Raw genomic sequence first — 16,830 nt, forward strand, 5'->3', positions numbered from 1 at the left:
GGGTCTCTTAGGATATGTCGGGCGTTACGACAACGCCGGATTTCCGAAGACGCGGGACCATGAAAACCAGCAGGCCCCGGAACGTGTCCGGGGCCCCTGTTGAATGTGGTCTGGCGCTTACTCGGCGCGGTACCAGTCGGCTGCGTTCCACAGCTCGCTGTCCCACACGTTCAGCTCGACACCACCCAGGGTGTTGGCATGTGCGGACAGACGGCCACGGTGCACCAGCGGGATCATGCCGCCTTTTTCGAACACGATGGTGTTCAGCTTCTGACCGATTTCGATGCGCTTGGCCATGTCGGCAGTCTGCGACAGCTCGGCATGCAGGGCGTCGAATTCTTCGTCACAGAAACGGGAGATGTTCTCACCCTGCCACTGGGACGCAGGTGTCGGAGCCTTGTCGCACAGACCGTTGCCGAAGTAGGACTGCGGGTCGGTGCCGTTGAAGGTGTTGGCGTACATTTCCACGTCTGCGTAGAACTTCTGGAAGGTATCCGGGGAGCCGGGGTCGCCACCGAAGAACACAGAAGAGTTGATGTTGCGCAGTTCGGATTCGATGCCGATTTCGCTCCACCACTGTTTGATCAGCGCCTGAAAGTCCTGACGCACGGCGTTGGTCGAGGTCTGGTAAAGGATTTTCAGCGGGGTGCCGTCTTTTTCGCGCACGCCGTCCCCATCGGTGTCAACGATGCCAGCTGCGTCGAGCATGGCGTTCGCACCGGCGATATCCTGTACGTCACAGCCTTCGGGGTTGATCGCGAAGGCTTCGGGCGCGGGCACCCAGGAGCAGGACACGCGGCCCGCTTTGCCATAGCCGATTTCAACCAGCAGCTCGCGGTCGATGGCCATGGACATGGCTTTGTAGACGGCCGGATCGGACAGGAACGGGTGCGGACGGATCACCGAGCGCTCTTCCGGGCCGAGATCGGCAGAGGGGTTGGTGTTGTTCAGCATGATGCGCTCGAGCAGCGGACCAAAGCCTGCAACGGCCTTGCCCTTGCCGCCGGCTTCCATCTGCGCGATGACGTCGGGTGCCAGCTGCAGGTTCCAGGCGTAGTCGAATTCGCCTGTCTCCATGACGGCACGACCGGCTGCGGTTGCGTCGCCGCCCCCTTTGAACAGGACCTTCGCAAAGGCGGGCTTGGCCGGATCACGGTAGTTCGGGTTCGCCGACAGGGTGATCACGTCATTGGGTTTGAATTCGTCGACCACAAACGGGCCGGTGCCGATGGGGGCAAAGTTCGCTTCGGTGCACTCAGGTGCCTTGGCGCCCATGCAGTCTGCGAATTGTGTGGCCTGCAGGATCGGGCTCTCGCCGCCGACAAAGGGGCCGTAGGGGAAGGGCGTGGCGGAGGCAAACGTCACCACTACGGTGGTCGCATCCGGGGTCTCGACCGAGGTCACGCCTTCGAATTTGGTCACCTGGGCACAGCCGCCTTCGGGGTCGCTGCAGTAGTCATAGGTGAATTTCACATCCGCAGAGGTGAAGTCGGAGCCATCGGACCATTTCAGGCCGGGTGTGATTTTCCAGGTGATCTGGGTCAGGTCTTCGGACACGCCGCCGTTTTCGACGGTGGGGATTTCCTCAACCAGCCAAGGCACCATTTCGCCGGACGCATTGTAGCGTGCCAGAGGCTCGATCACCAGCGAGGCGGCCTCGATATCCTTGGTGCCGCCGGACAGGAACGGGTTCATGATGGATGGGGCCTGCCAATAGATGACGTTGACCTGGCCATCTGCGCCACGCTCGGCGAAGGCCACCGGGGCAAATGCTGTTGCAGCAACAGCCCCCAGCAAAAGCGTTTTCAGTTTCATTGCACTCTCCTTGTCGGAACCGACGTAGTGTTTTTGTTTTTCAGGCCGCACCCGTTGACGTGGCGCAACCCAGGGCCGCAGCTGCGGCGATGGATAACGATGACCGCACAGGCGGCGACTTGCAAGGGTGACCGCGGGTGCGCCATCATTTGGCGAACCGCAGATACGGATCCCTGATGCGTCCACCCTGGACTTCCGGATGTCAGAAAGGTCCGATGCGAATCGCACCGGATGCATGGGTCCGGTTTGCCGGACCTGTTTTCATAACCCCCTGTCGCCTTTGGCGTTCACTGCCTTTATCGAAGCAGAGTTTTCAAAAAATGCAAGAGCCGTCGCACAGGAGTCGCACAGGAAAAGAGCGCGGGGGTTTGACGGGTCCGGCTGCTTCGGCTTAGATCGCGCATCAAAGGGCGCCCGGAGTGCCGCCAGAAAACAGACAGGATAGACGGATGCTGGACCAGCCCATTGCACAGATCAAAGGCCTTCGGGTTGAATTTCAGACCAAGGACGGTCCGGTCGTCGGTGTAGAGAATGTTTCGTTTGAGATACAGGCTGGTGAAACATTGTGCATCGTAGGGGAGTCGGGATCGGGCAAATCGGTCTCTTCGCTCTCTTTGATGCGTCTGGTCGAATACGGTGGCGGCACCATTGCGGCAGGCGAATTGCTGTTTGATGCCGGGGACGGCGCGCCGGTGGATCTGGCCAAGGCCGAGTCGGATCTGATGCGGCAGATTCGCGGAAACCAGATCGGGATGATCTTTCAGGAGCCGATGACGGCGCTCAATCCGGTCTTCACGGTCGGCCGGCAGCTGACAGAAGGCCTGCGTATTCACAAAGGACTGACTAAAAAAGAGGCAACCGAGCGCGCGATCGAGATTCTGCGCGAGGTCCGCATCCCCGAGGCAGAGCGCCGGATGACGCAATATCCGCATGAACTGTCCGGTGGCATGCGGCAGCGAGTCGTGATCGCAATGGCGATGGCCTGCGAACCGCGTCTGCTGATCGCCGACGAGCCGACGACGGCGCTCGATGTGACCATCCAGGCCGAGATTTTGGCCCTGATGGACCGTCTGAAGCGCGAGACCGGAACGGCGGTCATGTTCATCACTCATGACATGGCCGTGGTGGCGCAGATGGCTGACCGTGTCGTCGTGATGTATCGCGGCAACAAGGTCGAAGAGGGCAGCGTCCACGAGATCTTTGAGGCGCCGCAACATGACTACACAAAGGCGCTGCTGGCGGCGGTGCCGAAACTGGGCGAAATGCGGGGCAAGGCCTACCCGGAGCCGATGAAGCTGCTGGGGGTCGAGCAGGGCGAGATCAAGCCGATCATCGGCTCTGACGAGGTGTTGCTGAACGTCGAGAACCTGGTGACCCGCTTTCCCGTCAAGGGCGGGTTGCTGCGCCGCACGGTGGCGCAGGTGCACGCGGTCGAGGATGTGTCCTTCAAGGTCTACAAGGGGCAGACGCTCAGCCTTGTTGGGGAATCGGGCTGCGGCAAATCCACCTGCGGGCGGTCGCTGCTGCGACTGGTGGAGCCGAACGAGGGCAGGATCGAATTCGAAGGTCGCGATATCCGCGCCCTGAATCAGCGCGACCTGCACAAGGCGCGGCTGGATATGCAGATGATCTTTCAGGATCCCTTTGCCTCGTTGAACCCGCAGATGCAGCTGCAGGATCAGGTGGCCGAGCCGATGAAGAACTACGGCATCGCATCGGGGTCTGAATTGCAGGATAGGGTCGCCGCTCTGTTTGACCGGGTGCATCTGCCGCGCAGCTTCATGCGCCGCTTCCCGCATGAGATGTCCGGCGGTCAGCGGCAACGGATCGCGATTGCCCGGGCGCTGGCCCTGAACCCGAAGCTGATCGTCGCAGATGAGGCGGTCTCGGCGCTGGATGTGTCGGTGCAGGCGCAGGTCCTGAACCTGATGATGGAGCTGCAGGCGGATCTGGGCCTGTCCTTCCTGTTCATCAGCCACGACATGGCGGTGGTCGAGCGGGTCAGCCATCAGGTCGGGGTGATGTATCTGGGCCGCCTGGTCGAGATCGGACCGCGTGCGCGGGTGTTCGAGAACCCGGCCCATGCCTATACGCAGTCCCTGATGAAGGCGGTGCCCATTGCCGACCCCAAGCAGCGCAAAAGCGAAAAGGATCTGAACTTCAAACCGATCCCGTCGCCGATCCACGATCTGTCCTACAAGCCCGAGCCCTCGCAATATATCGAGGTCGAACCCGGCCATTTCGTGCTGACCACCGATTCGGGCTATTGAGCATGGCCGCCGAACGCCTGACGCCGCTGGAGATCATGACCCGTCTGGTCTCCTTTCCGACCGTGAGCCGCGACACCAATCTGCCGCTGATCGAATGGGTGGCCGACTATCTCACCGGTCACGGCATCACGCCCCATATCTGGATCGATCCGGACCAGCCTGAAAAGGCAGGACTTTATGCCCATGTGGGCCCCGAGATCGAGGGCGGCGTTCTGTTGTCGGGCCATACGGATGTGGTGCCGGTCGACGGTCAGGACTGGACCAGCGATCCGTTTGTGGTCGAGGAGCGCGACGGCAGATACTACGGTCGTGGCTGCGCTGACATGAAGGGCTTTGATGCGCTGGCGCTTTGGGCGCTGGTCGAGGGGCACTATGGCGCTCTCTCGCGGCCCTTGCAGCTGGCCTATACATTTGACGAGGAAATCGGCTGTACCGGCGCGCCGCCTCTGATTGTGGAAATGCAAAAGCACCTGCCCCGGGCCGAATCCGTGATTGTGGGCGAACCCTCGATGCTGCGGGCCGTGACCGGCCACAAGGGCGGCACAGGTTTTGCCACCCGGGTGATCGGCCATGAGGTCCACAGCTCGCTGATGCACCAGGGGGTCAGCGCCATCATGGAAGGCGCGCGGCTGATCGAATGGGCGAACCGGCGCAATGCGGACAACCGGGCGAAGCCGCCGACCGAGCTTGCGGCGATGTTCACACCGCCATGGACCACATGCCATGTCGGGATGATTTCTGGCGGCACGGCGCATAATATCACTGCCGGAGAATGCCGCTTCTGGATGGATTTTCGGGTTGTCCCGGGCGAGACACCGGCGCAATGGGAAGCCGCCTACCGGGCCGAGGCCGACCGGGTGCAGGCCGAGATGCAGGCGGTGGCTCCGGACACCCGCATCGAGGTGGAGCCGGTCTTCCGTGTGCCGGGGCTGGTCCCAGAACCGGACGGCGCGGCAGAATCGCTGGTGCGCAGCCTGACCGGTGACAACGGCACCCATGTGGTCAGCTACGGAACCGAAGCAGGCCAGTATCAGGAGGCGGGGTATTCCGCCGTGATCTGTGGCCCCGGCGATATCGCGCAGGCCCATCAGGCAGATGAATTCATCACCGTTGCGCAATTCGAGGCGGGGCATCAGCTGATGCGTGATCTGCTGGCGCGACTGGCCGCCTGAAGTGGCCTGAGCTGGGCTGAATCGGCTTGAGCGAGAACGGGCGGGACATGCGGCGCAACAGGGTGTACAGCCGCCAGCCGTGCTTGATGAAAGGGCGGGCAGTGGGGGTGTCGCTCTGTGGTTCACTTGTGCAGTTGCACTTGCGTTCGACCCGGCCTTGAGGCACAGATTTCGGTAACACGTTAAGGAAGGTGCCCTATGCCTGTCAGGAATCGCTTTGCCGAGCTGTTGCCCGAAATCACCGAGTGGCGACATGATTTCCACCAACACCCCGAGTTGATGTATGATGTTCACCGCACCGCCGGTCTGGTCGAAGAGCGGTTGAAATCCTTCGGATGTGACGAGGTGGTGCCGGGGATTGGCAAGACCGGCGTTGTGGGCATCATCAGGGGCCGGAGCACCGACTCGGGCCGGGTGATCGGGCTGCGGGCGGATATGGATGCGCTGCCTATTCACGAAGAGACCGGGCTGGACTATGCCTCGCGCACACCGGGCAAGATGCATGCCTGCGGACATGACGGCCATACGGCGATATTGCTCGGCGCGGCGAAATACCTCGCTGAGACGCGCAATTTCAACGGCACCGTGGTGCTGCTGTTTCAGCCCGCCGAAGAAGGCGGAGCGGGCGGCAAGGCGATGGTCGACGATGGGGTAATGGAGCGCTGGGGCGTGCAGGAGGTCTATGGGCTGCATAATACGCCGGGGCTTCCGGTGGGCCATTTTGCCACCCGCGTCGGGGGGCTTCTGGCGTCCTCGGATGAATTCGAAATCGAGGTCACCGGCAAAGGGGGCCATGCTGCTGCCCCTCATGAGACGATCGACACCACATTGGTGGCGGCGCAGATCGTGGTGTCGCTGCACAGTATCGTGTCACGCAATGTCGATCCCATTCACCGGGTCGTATTGACCGTGGGCACATTCGAGACCGACAGCACCGCATCCAACGTGATCGCTCATCGGGCGAAACTGAAGGGCACGGTCCGCACGCTGGATGCCGAGAACCGCAAACTCGCCGAGGAGCGTGTCCGTCGGGTGGCCGAGGATACCGCCTCGGCTTTTGGTGCCACTGCGACGGTGACATGGGATCCGGGCTATCCGGTGACCGAGAATACCGCGGAGGAGGTCGCCCACGCGGTGGAAGCCGCCCGCGCGGTCAGCGACAACGTCGACAGCGACACCGCGCCGATCATGCCGTCCGAGGATTTTGCCTACATGCTCGAATCGCGCCCTGGCGCCTATATCTTTCTGGGCAACGGCGACACCGCCATGTGTCACCACCCGGCCTATCAATTCGACGACAGCGCGATGCCGTTCGGCTGCAGCTGGTTTGTCGAACTCTGCGAACGCCGGATGCCTGGCGCCTGACCCCGGATTGTCCCGCGTCCGGGGTGCCCCGTGCATCCGGTCGCGGATTTTGATTGAACCAAGGAGAAGACCAATGCCCGTCAAGAACCGTTTTGCCGAACTGCAGGCAGAAATCACCGAATGGCGACGAGACATTCACGAGAACCCGGAAATCCTGTTTGACACCCACCGCACCAGTGCGTTGGTGGCGGAAAAGCTGACCGGTTTCGGCTGCGACGAGGTGGTCACGGGCATTGGCCGCACGGGCGTTGTGGCGGTGATCAAGGGCAAATCCGACACCTCCGGCAAGGTCATTGGCCTGCGCGCCGATATGGACGCGCTGCCGATCCATGAGGAAACCGGTCTGGACTATGCCTCCAAGACCGCCAATGCGATGCATGCCTGTGGCCACGACGGCCATACGGCGATGTTGCTGGGGGCGGCGAAATACCTGTCCGAGACGCGCAATTTCAACGGCACCGTGGTGCTGATCTTCCAACCCGCCGAGGAGGGCGGCGGCGGCGGCAAGGAAATGTGCGATGACGGCATGATGGATCGCTGGAACATCCAGGAAGTCTACGGCATGCACAATTGGCCGGGCCGCCCCGTCGGCAGCTTTTCCATTCGCCCGGGCGCATTCTTTGCGGCGACGGATCAGTTCGATATCACCTTTGCCGGCCGGGGTGGCCATGCGGCGAAACCGCATGAAACCATCGACACCACCGTGATGGCCGCGCAGGCTGTGATGGCGTTGCAGAGCATCGCCTCGCGCAATGCGGATCCGGTGCATCAGATCGTGGTGTCGGTCACCTCCTTCGAGACCTCCTCCAAGGCCTTCAACGTGATCCCCGCACGGGTCCAGATCAAAGGCACCGTCCGCACCATGGCGGCCGAAATCCGTGATCTCGCCGAAAAGCGGATCAAGGAGATCTGTGCCGGTGTTGCAGCGACCTTTGGCGGTGAGGCCGATGTGACCTATCACCGGGGTTATCCGGTGATGGTGAACCACGAAGAGCAGACCGATTTTGCGGCCAAAGTGGCGCGCGACGTCTCCGGCAGTTGCGACGAGGCACCGCTGGTCATGGGCGGCGAGGATTTCGCCTTCATGCTGGAGGAACGTCCCGGCGCCTATATTCTGGTGGGCAATGGCGATACCGCCGCAGTGCATCACCCGAAATACAATTTCACCGATGAGGCGATCCCGGCGGGTTGCAGCTGGTGGGCGGAAATCGTCGAGCAGCGGATGCCTGCGGCCTGATATCAGCGCCACGCCCGGCAGGCTGAAGATATGCCGGATATGAGAAAGCCGGTTATGAGAAAACCGGATATGAGAAAACAGGGGGCCATGGCGGCCCCCTGTTCAATTTGATATTTTTTGCTGTCACGCGGACCTGTGGGTCAGGGACACATTATTTTTTGGTGAAGGTCTGGCCAACCAGGGCGCAGCGTTCAAAACCATCGGGCAGGTTTGCCTCGCACTGGCTCATCGCGGCAATATCAGCGGCTTTCTGGTCATCAAAGCCCCAGGACTGGCCCACGGGCAGGACGGCAGCCGGTTCGGCGCAATCCAGGGTCACGCTGGCGGGATAGACCGGAACCGCATAGGCACCGTGGCCGTCGATGGTGCCAGCCCAGGACGCCATGTCCTGTTTGGCGCTGTCACAGATGCTGGCATCAACGCGCAGTACGCGGATGTCCTTGTCGACCATCGGATTGCTGTTCTGTGCGAAGGCGGGGGCGGTGAGGGCAACAGTGGAACCCAGGGTCACAGCGGCGAGTGTCAGTGTCTTAAACATTGGAACCTCCTTGTCATGGGTGTCCATGACTTCAGTACGTTGAAATCGGCGTCGACTGGCGCCGTCTGAGTGAACAACGTGGAGATGTGGCAAAAGGTTCCGAAAATTTTATGTGATCAGGAAGGTGATTTTTTAGAGTTTGTGTTTGTTGTTTTGAATCAGCATCTTGCCTTTCCCGTCATCGGGAAAGGAGCCCGCGATAGATGGCGATGATTGCCTGTGCTTCCCCTTCCAGACGGAAATTTGCGGTGACATGGTCGCGCGCCGCTTGTGCCATTTCATGAAGCTTTGCCTCATCTGACAGGCAGCTGATGATATCGGCCGTGATCTGGCTGAGATCGCCGATCTCGCAGAGGGTTCCGGTTTGCCCGGGACGAACAAGCTCCTCAAATGCGCCGACGCGGGTGGCCACGGCCGGAGCCCCGCAGGCCATCGCCTCCAGCGGGGTGAGGCCAAAGCCCTCCCAGCGTTGCGGTGCCACATAAAGGTCCAGCGCCTGAAAGTGACGCGGCACCTCTGCCACCGGGACCTCATCCCGAAAGAGAATGCGGTCCGCGAGCCCTGCAGCGGTGACCTCATCCCGGAGCCCCTGGAGGAATTCGGCGTTGTCTGCGGTGGCACGCCCCATCATCAGCGCATGCACCTTTGGATTGGCGCGACAGGCGGCGATCATGGCTTTGACAAAGAGGTCATTGCCCTTTTGGGGACGGATGCGCCCGAAGCAGCCAACCAGCAGCCCGTCCGGCGGCAGGTCAAGCTCGGCCCGCAGGGCAGCGCGGTCCGCGACGGGGCAGAACAGCTCGCAATCGATGCCATGGCGGATCACGGTGGCCTCGCGTTCCAGGTAGCTGGCGGATTTGGCCGAGGTGGCGATCAGCGCATCCATGCGCCGGATCAGCCAGCGTGTGAACCCGGTGTGGCGCCGCTGGGCGGCCGAGGTGAACAGCAGCTTGAGTTTCTTGCCGAGGATGTATTTCAGCGCCAGCCCCGCGACCATTTCGTTGTTGCGGCGCGCGTGCCAGACGCGGGCGCCGGATGGGCCGCTGCGGGACATGGTCCAAAGCGCGCTCGGTTTGACCTGTGGCACTTCGGGGGGCAGATCGGGGGCGGCGGCGCATATCGCGATATGGCGGGCCTGCAGCGGCACCAGCCGGATCACGGTCGAGGTGACCCCGGAGTAGCGTTTCTTGAAATTCGGGGCGATCACTTCGATCTGCCGGAGGTCAGTGGTGTGCATGGTGCGCATCTCTATCGGGTGTGCGGCAGGTGCGAGAGCAGGGCCGCAATGGTTTTGTCCATCTGGTCGGACTGCCGGGCCAGGAACGCGCGTCCCTGGGCCCGCGCTGCCGCCAGCGTGTCGGGCTGCCGGAGCCACCTGTCGATGGCCGCCGGCAGCGTGTCGGCGCCGGTGATCTCGATGGCGGCGCCAAGGGCCGTCAGCTCGGCAAAGGATTCGGCAAAGTTGTAGGCCCCGGGGCCAGTCAGCACCGCGCCCCCGGCCTGCATCACCTCGAACGGATTGTGACCGCCGATTTCGCGCAGAGAGCCGCCGAGGAACACCAGCGGACAGAGCGCATACCAAGTGCCGACCTCGCCCAATGTGTCGGCCAGATAGACCTGTGTCGAGGCCTCGGGCAGGGGGGTGCCGGAGGCGGGCTGGAGACTGCGGCGGGCAGCGGTGAGACCGGCCTCCGCCACCAGAGCCGCGACCGCATCGCCGCGGTTGGGGTGACGCGGGGCCAGCAGCAACAGGAGGTCAGGGTGGTCGGCCAGCAGAGCCTTGTGGGCATCGAGAACGATGGCTTCCTCCCCCTCATGGGTCGAGGACGCGATCCAGACCGGGCGCCCCTGCAGCACCTCCTGCATCAGGCGGAGCGTGCCCTGATCGACCGGCAACGGGTCAGAGACGGCCTTGAGATTGCTGCCTTCCTGCACCCGTTCGGGCGCTGCGCCGATGCTGCGAAGGTTGGCGGCGGTCTGGGCGTTCTGGGTCAGCATCAGCGCGAACTGGTCCAAAAGGAACCGCGCGGTCTTGGGGCGTTTTTGCCAGCGGGCGACGGATTTTGGCGACAGGCGGGCATTCAGCAGGATCAGCGGGACAGCCGCCGCCCGGGCCCGCACCAGCATATGCGGCCAGAGTTCGCTCTCGACGAAAATGCCCAGATCCGGCTGCCAATGAGCCAGGAACCGGTCCACTGCGGCGACGGAATCGAGGGGCGGGAACTGATGTCGGGTGCGGGGAGGCAGGCGTCTGGCGATCAGCTCTGCCGAGGTCGGGGTCCCGGAGGTCACCAGAAATTCGAGATCCGGCGCGGCCTCGCCCAAACGGTGGATCAGGGTCAGAACAGACAGGCTCTCGCCGACGCTGGCGGCATGGAACCAGACCAGCCGTCCCGCCGGGCGCGACAGCGATGCATGGCCGAGACGTTCGCGCACGCGTTCCTCGGGCAGGCCATAGTCCCGCAGTTTGCCCGCGACCCTCGACCAGGCCAGAGGGGCGATCAGCGCGGTCGCGCCGCGATAGAGATGATAGAGCAGGGTGGGGCGGACCTGCTGCGGTGATCGGGACATCACGACTTTGCGCCTCAGCCGCCGGTGTGGCTCATGTGGCGGGTCATCTGACCGTCCACCGACTGGCGGGAATAGTCAAAGTCGTGCCCCTTGGGTTTGAGCGAAATCGCGGCGCGGATCGCGTCCTGGAGCGGCGCTTCGGTATCCGGGTGATCGCGCAGGGGGGCGCGCAGATCGGCCATATCTTCCTGTCCGAGACACATATAGAGCTCGCCCGTGCAGGTCAGGCGCACGCGGTTGCAGCTTTCGCAAAAGTTGTGGCTGAGCGGCGTGATGAATCCGATCTGCTGGCCGGTGTCTTCCAGCCGCACATAGCGGGCCGGGCCGCCTGTCCGTTCCGCCAGATCGGTGACCTGATAGCCGCCTTCATAGGCCTTGCGCACATCCTTCAGCGACCAATATTGACCGAGCCGGTTCTCATTGCCAATATCGCCCATGGGCATGACCTCGATCCAGGTCAGGTCAATCCCGCGCGCGGCGCACCATTGTGTCATGGAGAACAGCTCGTCCTCGTTGAAGTCCTTCAGGGCGACGGCGTTGATCTTGACCCGCAAGCCCGCAGCCTGTGCCGCGTCGATGCCACGCAGCACCTGCGGCAGCCGGCCCCATCGTGTGACCTCGGCGAATTTGGCCTCATCCAGCGTATCAAGGGAAACATTGACCCGCCGCACCCCCGCATCAAATAGAGCCTGCGCGTGTTTCTCCAACTGGCTGCCATTGGTGGTGAGGGTGAGCTCCTTCAGCGCCCCGCTGTCGAGATGGCGGGTCATGCCGCGAAAGAACGTCATGATGTCCCGGCGCACCAAGGGTTCGCCCCCGGTGATGCGCAGCTTTTGAACGCCGAGGCCGATGAAGGTGGAGCACATGCGGTCCAGCTCCTCCAGCGTCAGCAGCTCCTTCTTTGGCAGGAAGGTCATATTTTCGGACATGCAGTAAACGCAGCGAAAATCGCAGCGGTCGGTGACCGAGACCCGAAGGTATGTGATAGCGCGCGCGAAGGGATCGATAAGAGGTGCTGTCATGGAACCATAGGTAAGGGGGTAATGCCATTAGGACAATAGAGTTGCGCCCTTCAAATGGTGCCATTGTGTCAGAGGGCAGCGCAGAGACGGGGGCGGCTCAGTGCGCTGCATTGTGTCTGGCGTCCCCGGCATCTGGCCGCTAGGGTCGCCGCATGACACGATATCTGACTCGACGCGCCTTCAAATACCTGTCTTTCGCGGCTTTGGTGGCGGGCGGCGTATCCGCCTGCAACGGGCTGGGGGGGGTGCATCTGAATTCCCAGGTTCTGCAGGGGCTTGGCACCGGGCTGCAGCTGGAGCCGATGACGCCGGTTTCCCCGGAGGCGCCGCCTGCAGTCGAGTCGGAACCGCTGGACGCCACTGCGGCAAAGCCGTGGTCCTCGCCGCCGTCGACGCTGGGTGCGACTGCGGCGAGTGGGGCAAGTGGGGCTTCGGCACCCTTGGGGTCGACTGGTGCGGCTGGGTCGGCGGGGGCGTCGCAAGCAAATGTCGCGCGCACGTCGGAGATCGCCACACCGCGGGCGGGTGCGGAGGCGGCGTCGGCCTCCCCTGCTGCTCCGCAAACGTCTGGGGCTGGCGCTTCTGCTCCGGTTGTGGCCTCGGCCCCGTCTTTTGTCGGGCAAAAGACGACGGTGGTGGGATTGGGCGACCCAGGACGTGACGGGTTATGGATGGAAACACCGCTGGTTTCGGCCCGGCGCAACGCACGGCTGCTGGCCCCAAATGGCAAGAGCGTGGTGGTCACGCTGGAGCCGATCGCAGGCGACGCGGGGCAGGGCAGTCGCCTCTCCATCGGAGGCATGCGGGCGCTGGGCCTGCCGCTGACGGAACTGGTCGAAATCCGCGTCGGGCCAGTCTGATCCAGGCTGATACGGCCTGTCCCGGCATGACCCGGCCCCATGTGACCTGATGCGACCCGAGGGCCGCGTTTCCCGCCTGATCGGATCAGCTGCCCAGATGCTTGGCGGCTTCCTTGCGGGCGAAGACTTTCATCTGATCGCCATAGGTCGCGAGAAAGGCGCGGGTGCCGTCGGGGTCGTGTTTTGACAGATCGCGCAGCCACCAGCCGATGGATTTCTGAATGAACCACGCGCGATCGGGCACATAGGTCGCAGCCCAGCCCAAAATCCGCGTCCGCGCGTCCCGTTCGGTCGGTTTCGGGTTGGCCAGCTTGGCCCATGGCAGGGTCGCCACGAGCGCCGCGCGCCGGGTCCACATATGCTCGGAAGTGGTCCAGACCTCGACCGAATCCAGCCGGGCGGGGTCCGCCTGCAGGCGTTTCGAGATTGCCGATGCAGCCTGGTCCGCGATGGCCCAACTGTCGAAATCGGGCACCCAGCTTTGCAACAGCTCCCAGATCGCGTCATCCGGTTTGATCCGCGCCTGCGTCAGCAGCTTGGCGGCGAGAATGCGCGCCTCGAAGACGTCACTGGCCCAGAGCTCTGACGCGAGGTCGACGCGCGCCTCAAGATCCAGCGCCTGCCTCAGGTCGCGCGACAGGGTGTTGAGACTGTCGTTGCCGATGCCCAGAACCGGACGGGTTTGTTTGTGATAGGCGGCCATCTGCGCGGCGCGATCGGGATCTGCGGCACTGCGCAGAGTGGCGAGTACCTCGTCGGGTGTGTGCGGCATCATTCGACGGTCACGGATTTGGCGAGGTTGCGCGGCTGGTCCACATCGGTCCCTTTGGCAATGGCGGTGAAATAGGCGATCTGCTGTGCCGGGACCGCATAGAGGATCGGTGCCAGCGCGTCCGGAACCTGTGGCATGATGATGACCTCGGCGGTGCCTTCCGATGCGGTGCGCGCGCCGTCGGCATCCGTCACCAGCACCACCCGGCCGCCCCGCGCCATCACCTCCTGCATGTTGGAGATGGTCTTTTCAAACAGCGCGTCGCGCGGCGCCATGACGATCACCGGCACGCTCTCGTCGATCAGGGCGATGGGTCCGTGTTTCAGCTCGCCCGAGGCATAGCCCTCTGCGTGGATGTAGCTGAGTTCCTTGAGCTTCAGCGCCCCCTCGAGTGCCAGCGGATAGAGCTGGCCGCGCCCGAGGAAGATAATGTCGCGGGCCGTGGCCAGATCACGGGCAGCACGGGCGATCTGGGCCTCGGAGGCCAGCGATTGATGGATCAGGCCGGGCAGGGCGCGCAGGTCTTCGGGCATGCCCTCCGGCAGCGGCAGGCCGCGTACCTGTGCCGCCTTCAGGGCGAGCATCAGCAAGACGGTCAGCTGACAGGTGAAGGCCTTGGTCGAGGCGACGGAGATTTCGGGGCCTGCGTGGATCGGCAGTACCACGTCGCTTTCGCGCGCGATGGTGCTTTCGGGGACATTGACCAGCGCCGCGATCACATCGGCCTTGTCCTGCATGTACTTGAGCGCCGCGAGCGTGTCGGCGGTTTCGCCGGATTGGGAGACGAACATGGCCAGTGTGCCGGGGGCGACGGGGGGCTCCCGGTAGCGGAATTCCGAGGCCACATCGACCTCGACCGGCAGGCGTGCAATGGTCTCGAACCAATATTTCGCCACCATACACGCATAGTAGGCAGTGCCGCAGGCGACCAGTGTCAGCCGTTCAACGCCGCTGAAGTCGAGACCGTCGGGCAGGGTGATGGTGCCGGTGTCATCCAGATAGGCCCTGAGCGCCTTGTCCACGGCGACGGGCTGTTCGGCGATCTCCTTGGCCATGAAATGCTTGTGGCCGTCTTTGTTGATGCGGGTGTTCTCCAGCGTGATCTGACGCATCTCGCGGTTGGCAAGATTGCCCCTGGCGTCCCAGATCGTGAGGCTCTGACGGGTGAGGACGGCAAAATCGCCCTCGTCCAGATAGGTGATCCGGTCGGTCATCGGCGCCAGCGCAATGGCATCGGAGCCGACAAACATCTCTCCATCGCCGTGCCCGATGGCCAGCGGTGACCCCTTGCGGGCGGCGACAATCAGATCTTCCTCGCCGTCAAACAGGAAGGCCAGCGCGAAGGCGCCGTCGAGCTGCGCCACGGTCTTGCGCGCGGCCTCTGCGGCGCTGGTGCCATCGCGCATGTGATACTCGCACAGCAATGCCACCGTTTCGGTATCCGTCTGGGTCACAAAGGTGATCCCATGGGCGGCCAGCTCGGTGCGCAGCTCCTTGAAATTTTCGATGATGCCGTTGTGGACCACGGCGACGCGGCCCGCCTGATGGGGATGCGCGTTGCTGACGGTCGGAGCGCCATGGGTGGCCCAGCGGGTATGGCCGATGCCGGATTTGCCCGGCAGCGGATTGTGCACCAGCTCGTCCGACAGGTTGATCAGCTTGCCCACGGCGCGACGGCGGTCGAGATGGCCGTCGTTGACGGTGGCAATGCCCGCGCTGTCATAGCCGCGGTATTCGAGCCGTTTCAGCGCCTCCACCAGAATGGGGGACACCTCGTGGCTGCCCAGAACTCCAACGATACCACACATGGTCAGCTTCCCTTGTTCTGGCGGGCTTTGCGGGCGCGCAGCATATCCATCAGCTTTTCCGCACGGCCCGTTTTGTTGATCTGCGGCGTCCGCGCGATGGCAAGGTCGCCGTCGCCGACGTCTTTCGTGATCACCGCCCCCGAGGCGGTCATCGCCTCATGGCCGACCCGGACCGGGGCCACCAGCATGGTGTTGGAGCCGATGAAGGCCCGGGCTCCGATCTCGGTGCGGTGCTTCATGACGCCATCATAGTTGCAGGTGATGGTGCCCGCGCCGATATTGGTCGCCTTGCCGACCGAAGCATCGCCGATATAGCTCAGATGGTTGACCTTGGCGCCTTCGCCGATTTCGGCGTTCTTGATCTCGACGAAATTGCCGATGTGGGTGTCCTCTGCCAGTTCGGCGCCGGGGCGCAGGCGGGCATAGGGGCCGACTTTGGCGCCGCGCGAGACATGGCAGCCCTCGAGATGCGAAAACGCCCGGATCAGCACACCGCTTTCCACGGTGACGCCGGGGCCGAAAACCACGTTCGGTTCTACCACCGTGTCGCGGCCGATATAGGTATCAAAGGCGAGGTAGACCGTCTCGGGCGCCATCAGGGTGACGCCGATATCCAGCAGCTCGGCGCGGGCGCGGGTCTGAAATACCGCATCCGCCGCCGCCAGATCCGCGCGGGAATTGATGCCGAGGGTTTCCTCTTCTGGACAGGCCACCGCAGTCACCGCGAGACCTTCGGCGCGGGCCAGCTCTGCCAGATCGGTGAGGTAGTATTCACCAGCCGCATTGTCGTTGCCGACCTTCTCCAGCAGACGGAACATCACCGCCGCATCCGCCGCCATCAGGCCGGAATTGCAGAAGCTGATGGCGCGTTCCTCCTCGGTTGCGTCCTTGTATTCGACAATGCGTTCGAGGGTCTCGCCCTGCATCACCAGACGGCCGTAGCGGGCGGGATCGGCGGCCTCGAAGCCGAGGATCACCAGATCGGCGCGACTGCGGGCCTCGATCATGCGCTCCAGCGTCTGTTGGGACACGAAGGGGGTATCACCATAGAGCACGACCACATCGCCCTCAAACCCCCGGAGCGCGTCGCGGGCCTGCAGAACCGCATGGCCGGTGCCGAGCTGTTCGCTCTGCAGCACGACCTGCGCCTCCTCGTCGATCTCGGCGACGGCGGCGCGGACCCTCTCGGCCTCGTGGCCGGCCACCACGACGGTGCGCGCCGGATCGAGCCCGCGGCCTGCCGCCATGGCGTGTTCCAGCATGGGCGCCTGGGCGATCGGATGCAGAACCTTCGGCAGATCGGAGTTCATCCTGCTGCCTTTGCCTGCGGCGAGGATGACGAGGGCGATGCTCATGGGGTGTTTTCTCTTTGAGTTTTTGCTGCCCCCGTTTTATCCGCT

General features: G+C 63.4%; 13 protein-coding genes. 5 read left to right on the plus strand and 8 right to left on the minus strand.

Going from position 1 to position 16,830, the window contains the following annotated elements:
* Positions 1-117: 117 nt before the first annotated feature.
* Positions 118-1,815, minus strand: a complete 1,698-nt coding sequence (locus FGE21_RS10325) for a peptide ABC transporter substrate-binding protein (protein ID WP_139663212.1) — start codon at positions 1,813-1,815, stop codon at positions 118-120.
* A gap of 449 nt (positions 1,816-2,264) precedes the next feature.
* Here FGE21_RS10325 and FGE21_RS10330 point away from each other — a divergent pair, with 449 nt between their 5' ends.
* The 4 genes from FGE21_RS10330 (at position 2,265) to FGE21_RS10345 (ending at position 7,859) form a co-directional block, all read left to right on the plus strand.
* A complete protein-coding gene (locus tag FGE21_RS10330) occupies positions 2,265-4,085 on the plus strand; it encodes an ABC transporter ATP-binding protein (protein WP_139663213.1) in 1,821 nt (606 codons plus the stop codon).
* Between the two features lie 2 nt (positions 4,086-4,087).
* Positions 4,088-5,257 (plus strand): acetylornithine deacetylase, encoded by a 1,170-nt coding sequence (gene argE, locus FGE21_RS10335; protein WP_139663214.1) that lies wholly within the window; start codon positions 4,088-4,090, stop codon positions 5,255-5,257.
* A gap of 198 nt (positions 5,258-5,455) precedes the next feature.
* Entirely contained in the window at positions 5,456-6,622 is a 1,167-nt protein-coding gene (locus FGE21_RS10340; RefSeq protein WP_139663215.1) for a M20 aminoacylase family protein, read from the plus strand.
* Positions 6,623-6,695: 73 nt separating this feature from the next.
* Positions 6,696-7,859 carry a M20 aminoacylase family protein gene (locus tag FGE21_RS10345; protein ID WP_139663216.1) on the plus strand — a complete coding sequence of 388 codons (1,164 nt, stop codon included), beginning with the start codon at positions 6,696-6,698 and terminating at the stop codon, positions 7,857-7,859.
* Between the two features lie 151 nt (positions 7,860-8,010).
* Here FGE21_RS10345 and FGE21_RS10350 read toward each other — a convergent pair whose 3' ends face one another.
* From FGE21_RS10350 to moaA, 4 genes are all read right to left on the minus strand, one after another.
* Positions 8,011-8,397, minus strand: coding sequence for a hypothetical protein (locus FGE21_RS10350; protein WP_139663217.1), 387 nt, complete (start codon positions 8,395-8,397; stop codon positions 8,011-8,013).
* A 178-nt stretch (positions 8,398-8,575) separates the two neighbouring features.
* On the minus strand, positions 8,576-9,634 hold the full coding sequence (locus tag FGE21_RS10355) for a glycosyltransferase family 4 protein (protein WP_139663218.1): 1,059 nt from the start codon (positions 9,632-9,634) through the stop codon (positions 8,576-8,578).
* A gap of 11 nt (positions 9,635-9,645) precedes the next feature.
* Entirely contained in the window at positions 9,646-10,968 is a 1,323-nt protein-coding gene (locus tag FGE21_RS10360; RefSeq protein ID WP_139663219.1) for a 3-deoxy-D-manno-octulosonic acid transferase, read from the minus strand.
* 14 nt (positions 10,969-10,982) lie between these two features.
* Positions 10,983-11,990, minus strand: coding sequence for a GTP 3',8-cyclase MoaA (gene moaA / locus FGE21_RS10365; protein WP_139663220.1), 1,008 nt, complete (start codon positions 11,988-11,990; stop codon positions 10,983-10,985).
* A gap of 152 nt (positions 11,991-12,142) precedes the next feature.
* Here moaA and FGE21_RS10370 point away from each other — a divergent pair, with 152 nt between their 5' ends.
* Positions 12,143-12,850, plus strand: a complete 708-nt coding sequence (locus tag FGE21_RS10370) for a hypothetical protein (RefSeq protein WP_139663221.1) — start codon at positions 12,143-12,145, stop codon at positions 12,848-12,850.
* An 85-nt stretch (positions 12,851-12,935) separates the two neighbouring features.
* On the opposite strand, the gene FGE21_RS10375 is transcribed toward FGE21_RS10370, so the two are convergent.
* From FGE21_RS10375 to glmU, 3 genes are read right to left on the minus strand one after another with little or no spacing between them, the layout of a single operon-like run.
* Positions 12,936-13,625: a DNA alkylation repair protein gene (locus tag FGE21_RS10375; protein WP_255731497.1), complete on the minus strand. Its 690-nt coding sequence runs from the start codon at positions 13,623-13,625 to the stop codon at positions 12,936-12,938.
* Complete coding sequence (gene glmS, locus FGE21_RS10380; protein WP_139663222.1) at positions 13,622-15,430, minus strand: glutamine--fructose-6-phosphate transaminase (isomerizing); 1,809 nt, start codon at positions 15,428-15,430, stop codon at positions 13,622-13,624. The genes FGE21_RS10375 and glmS overlap by 4 nt, the downstream gene beginning before the upstream one ends.
* A 2-nt stretch (positions 15,431-15,432) precedes the next feature.
* Positions 15,433-16,785, minus strand: coding sequence for a bifunctional UDP-N-acetylglucosamine diphosphorylase/glucosamine-1-phosphate N-acetyltransferase GlmU (glmU, locus tag FGE21_RS10385; RefSeq protein WP_139663223.1), 1,353 nt, complete (start codon positions 16,783-16,785; stop codon positions 15,433-15,435).
* Between the last annotated feature and the right edge of the window lie 45 nt (positions 16,786-16,830).

This window comes from Phaeobacter sp. B1627, from assembly GCF_006265095.1.
Classification (GTDB): Bacteria; Pseudomonadota; Alphaproteobacteria; order Rhodobacterales; family Rhodobacteraceae; genus Epibacterium.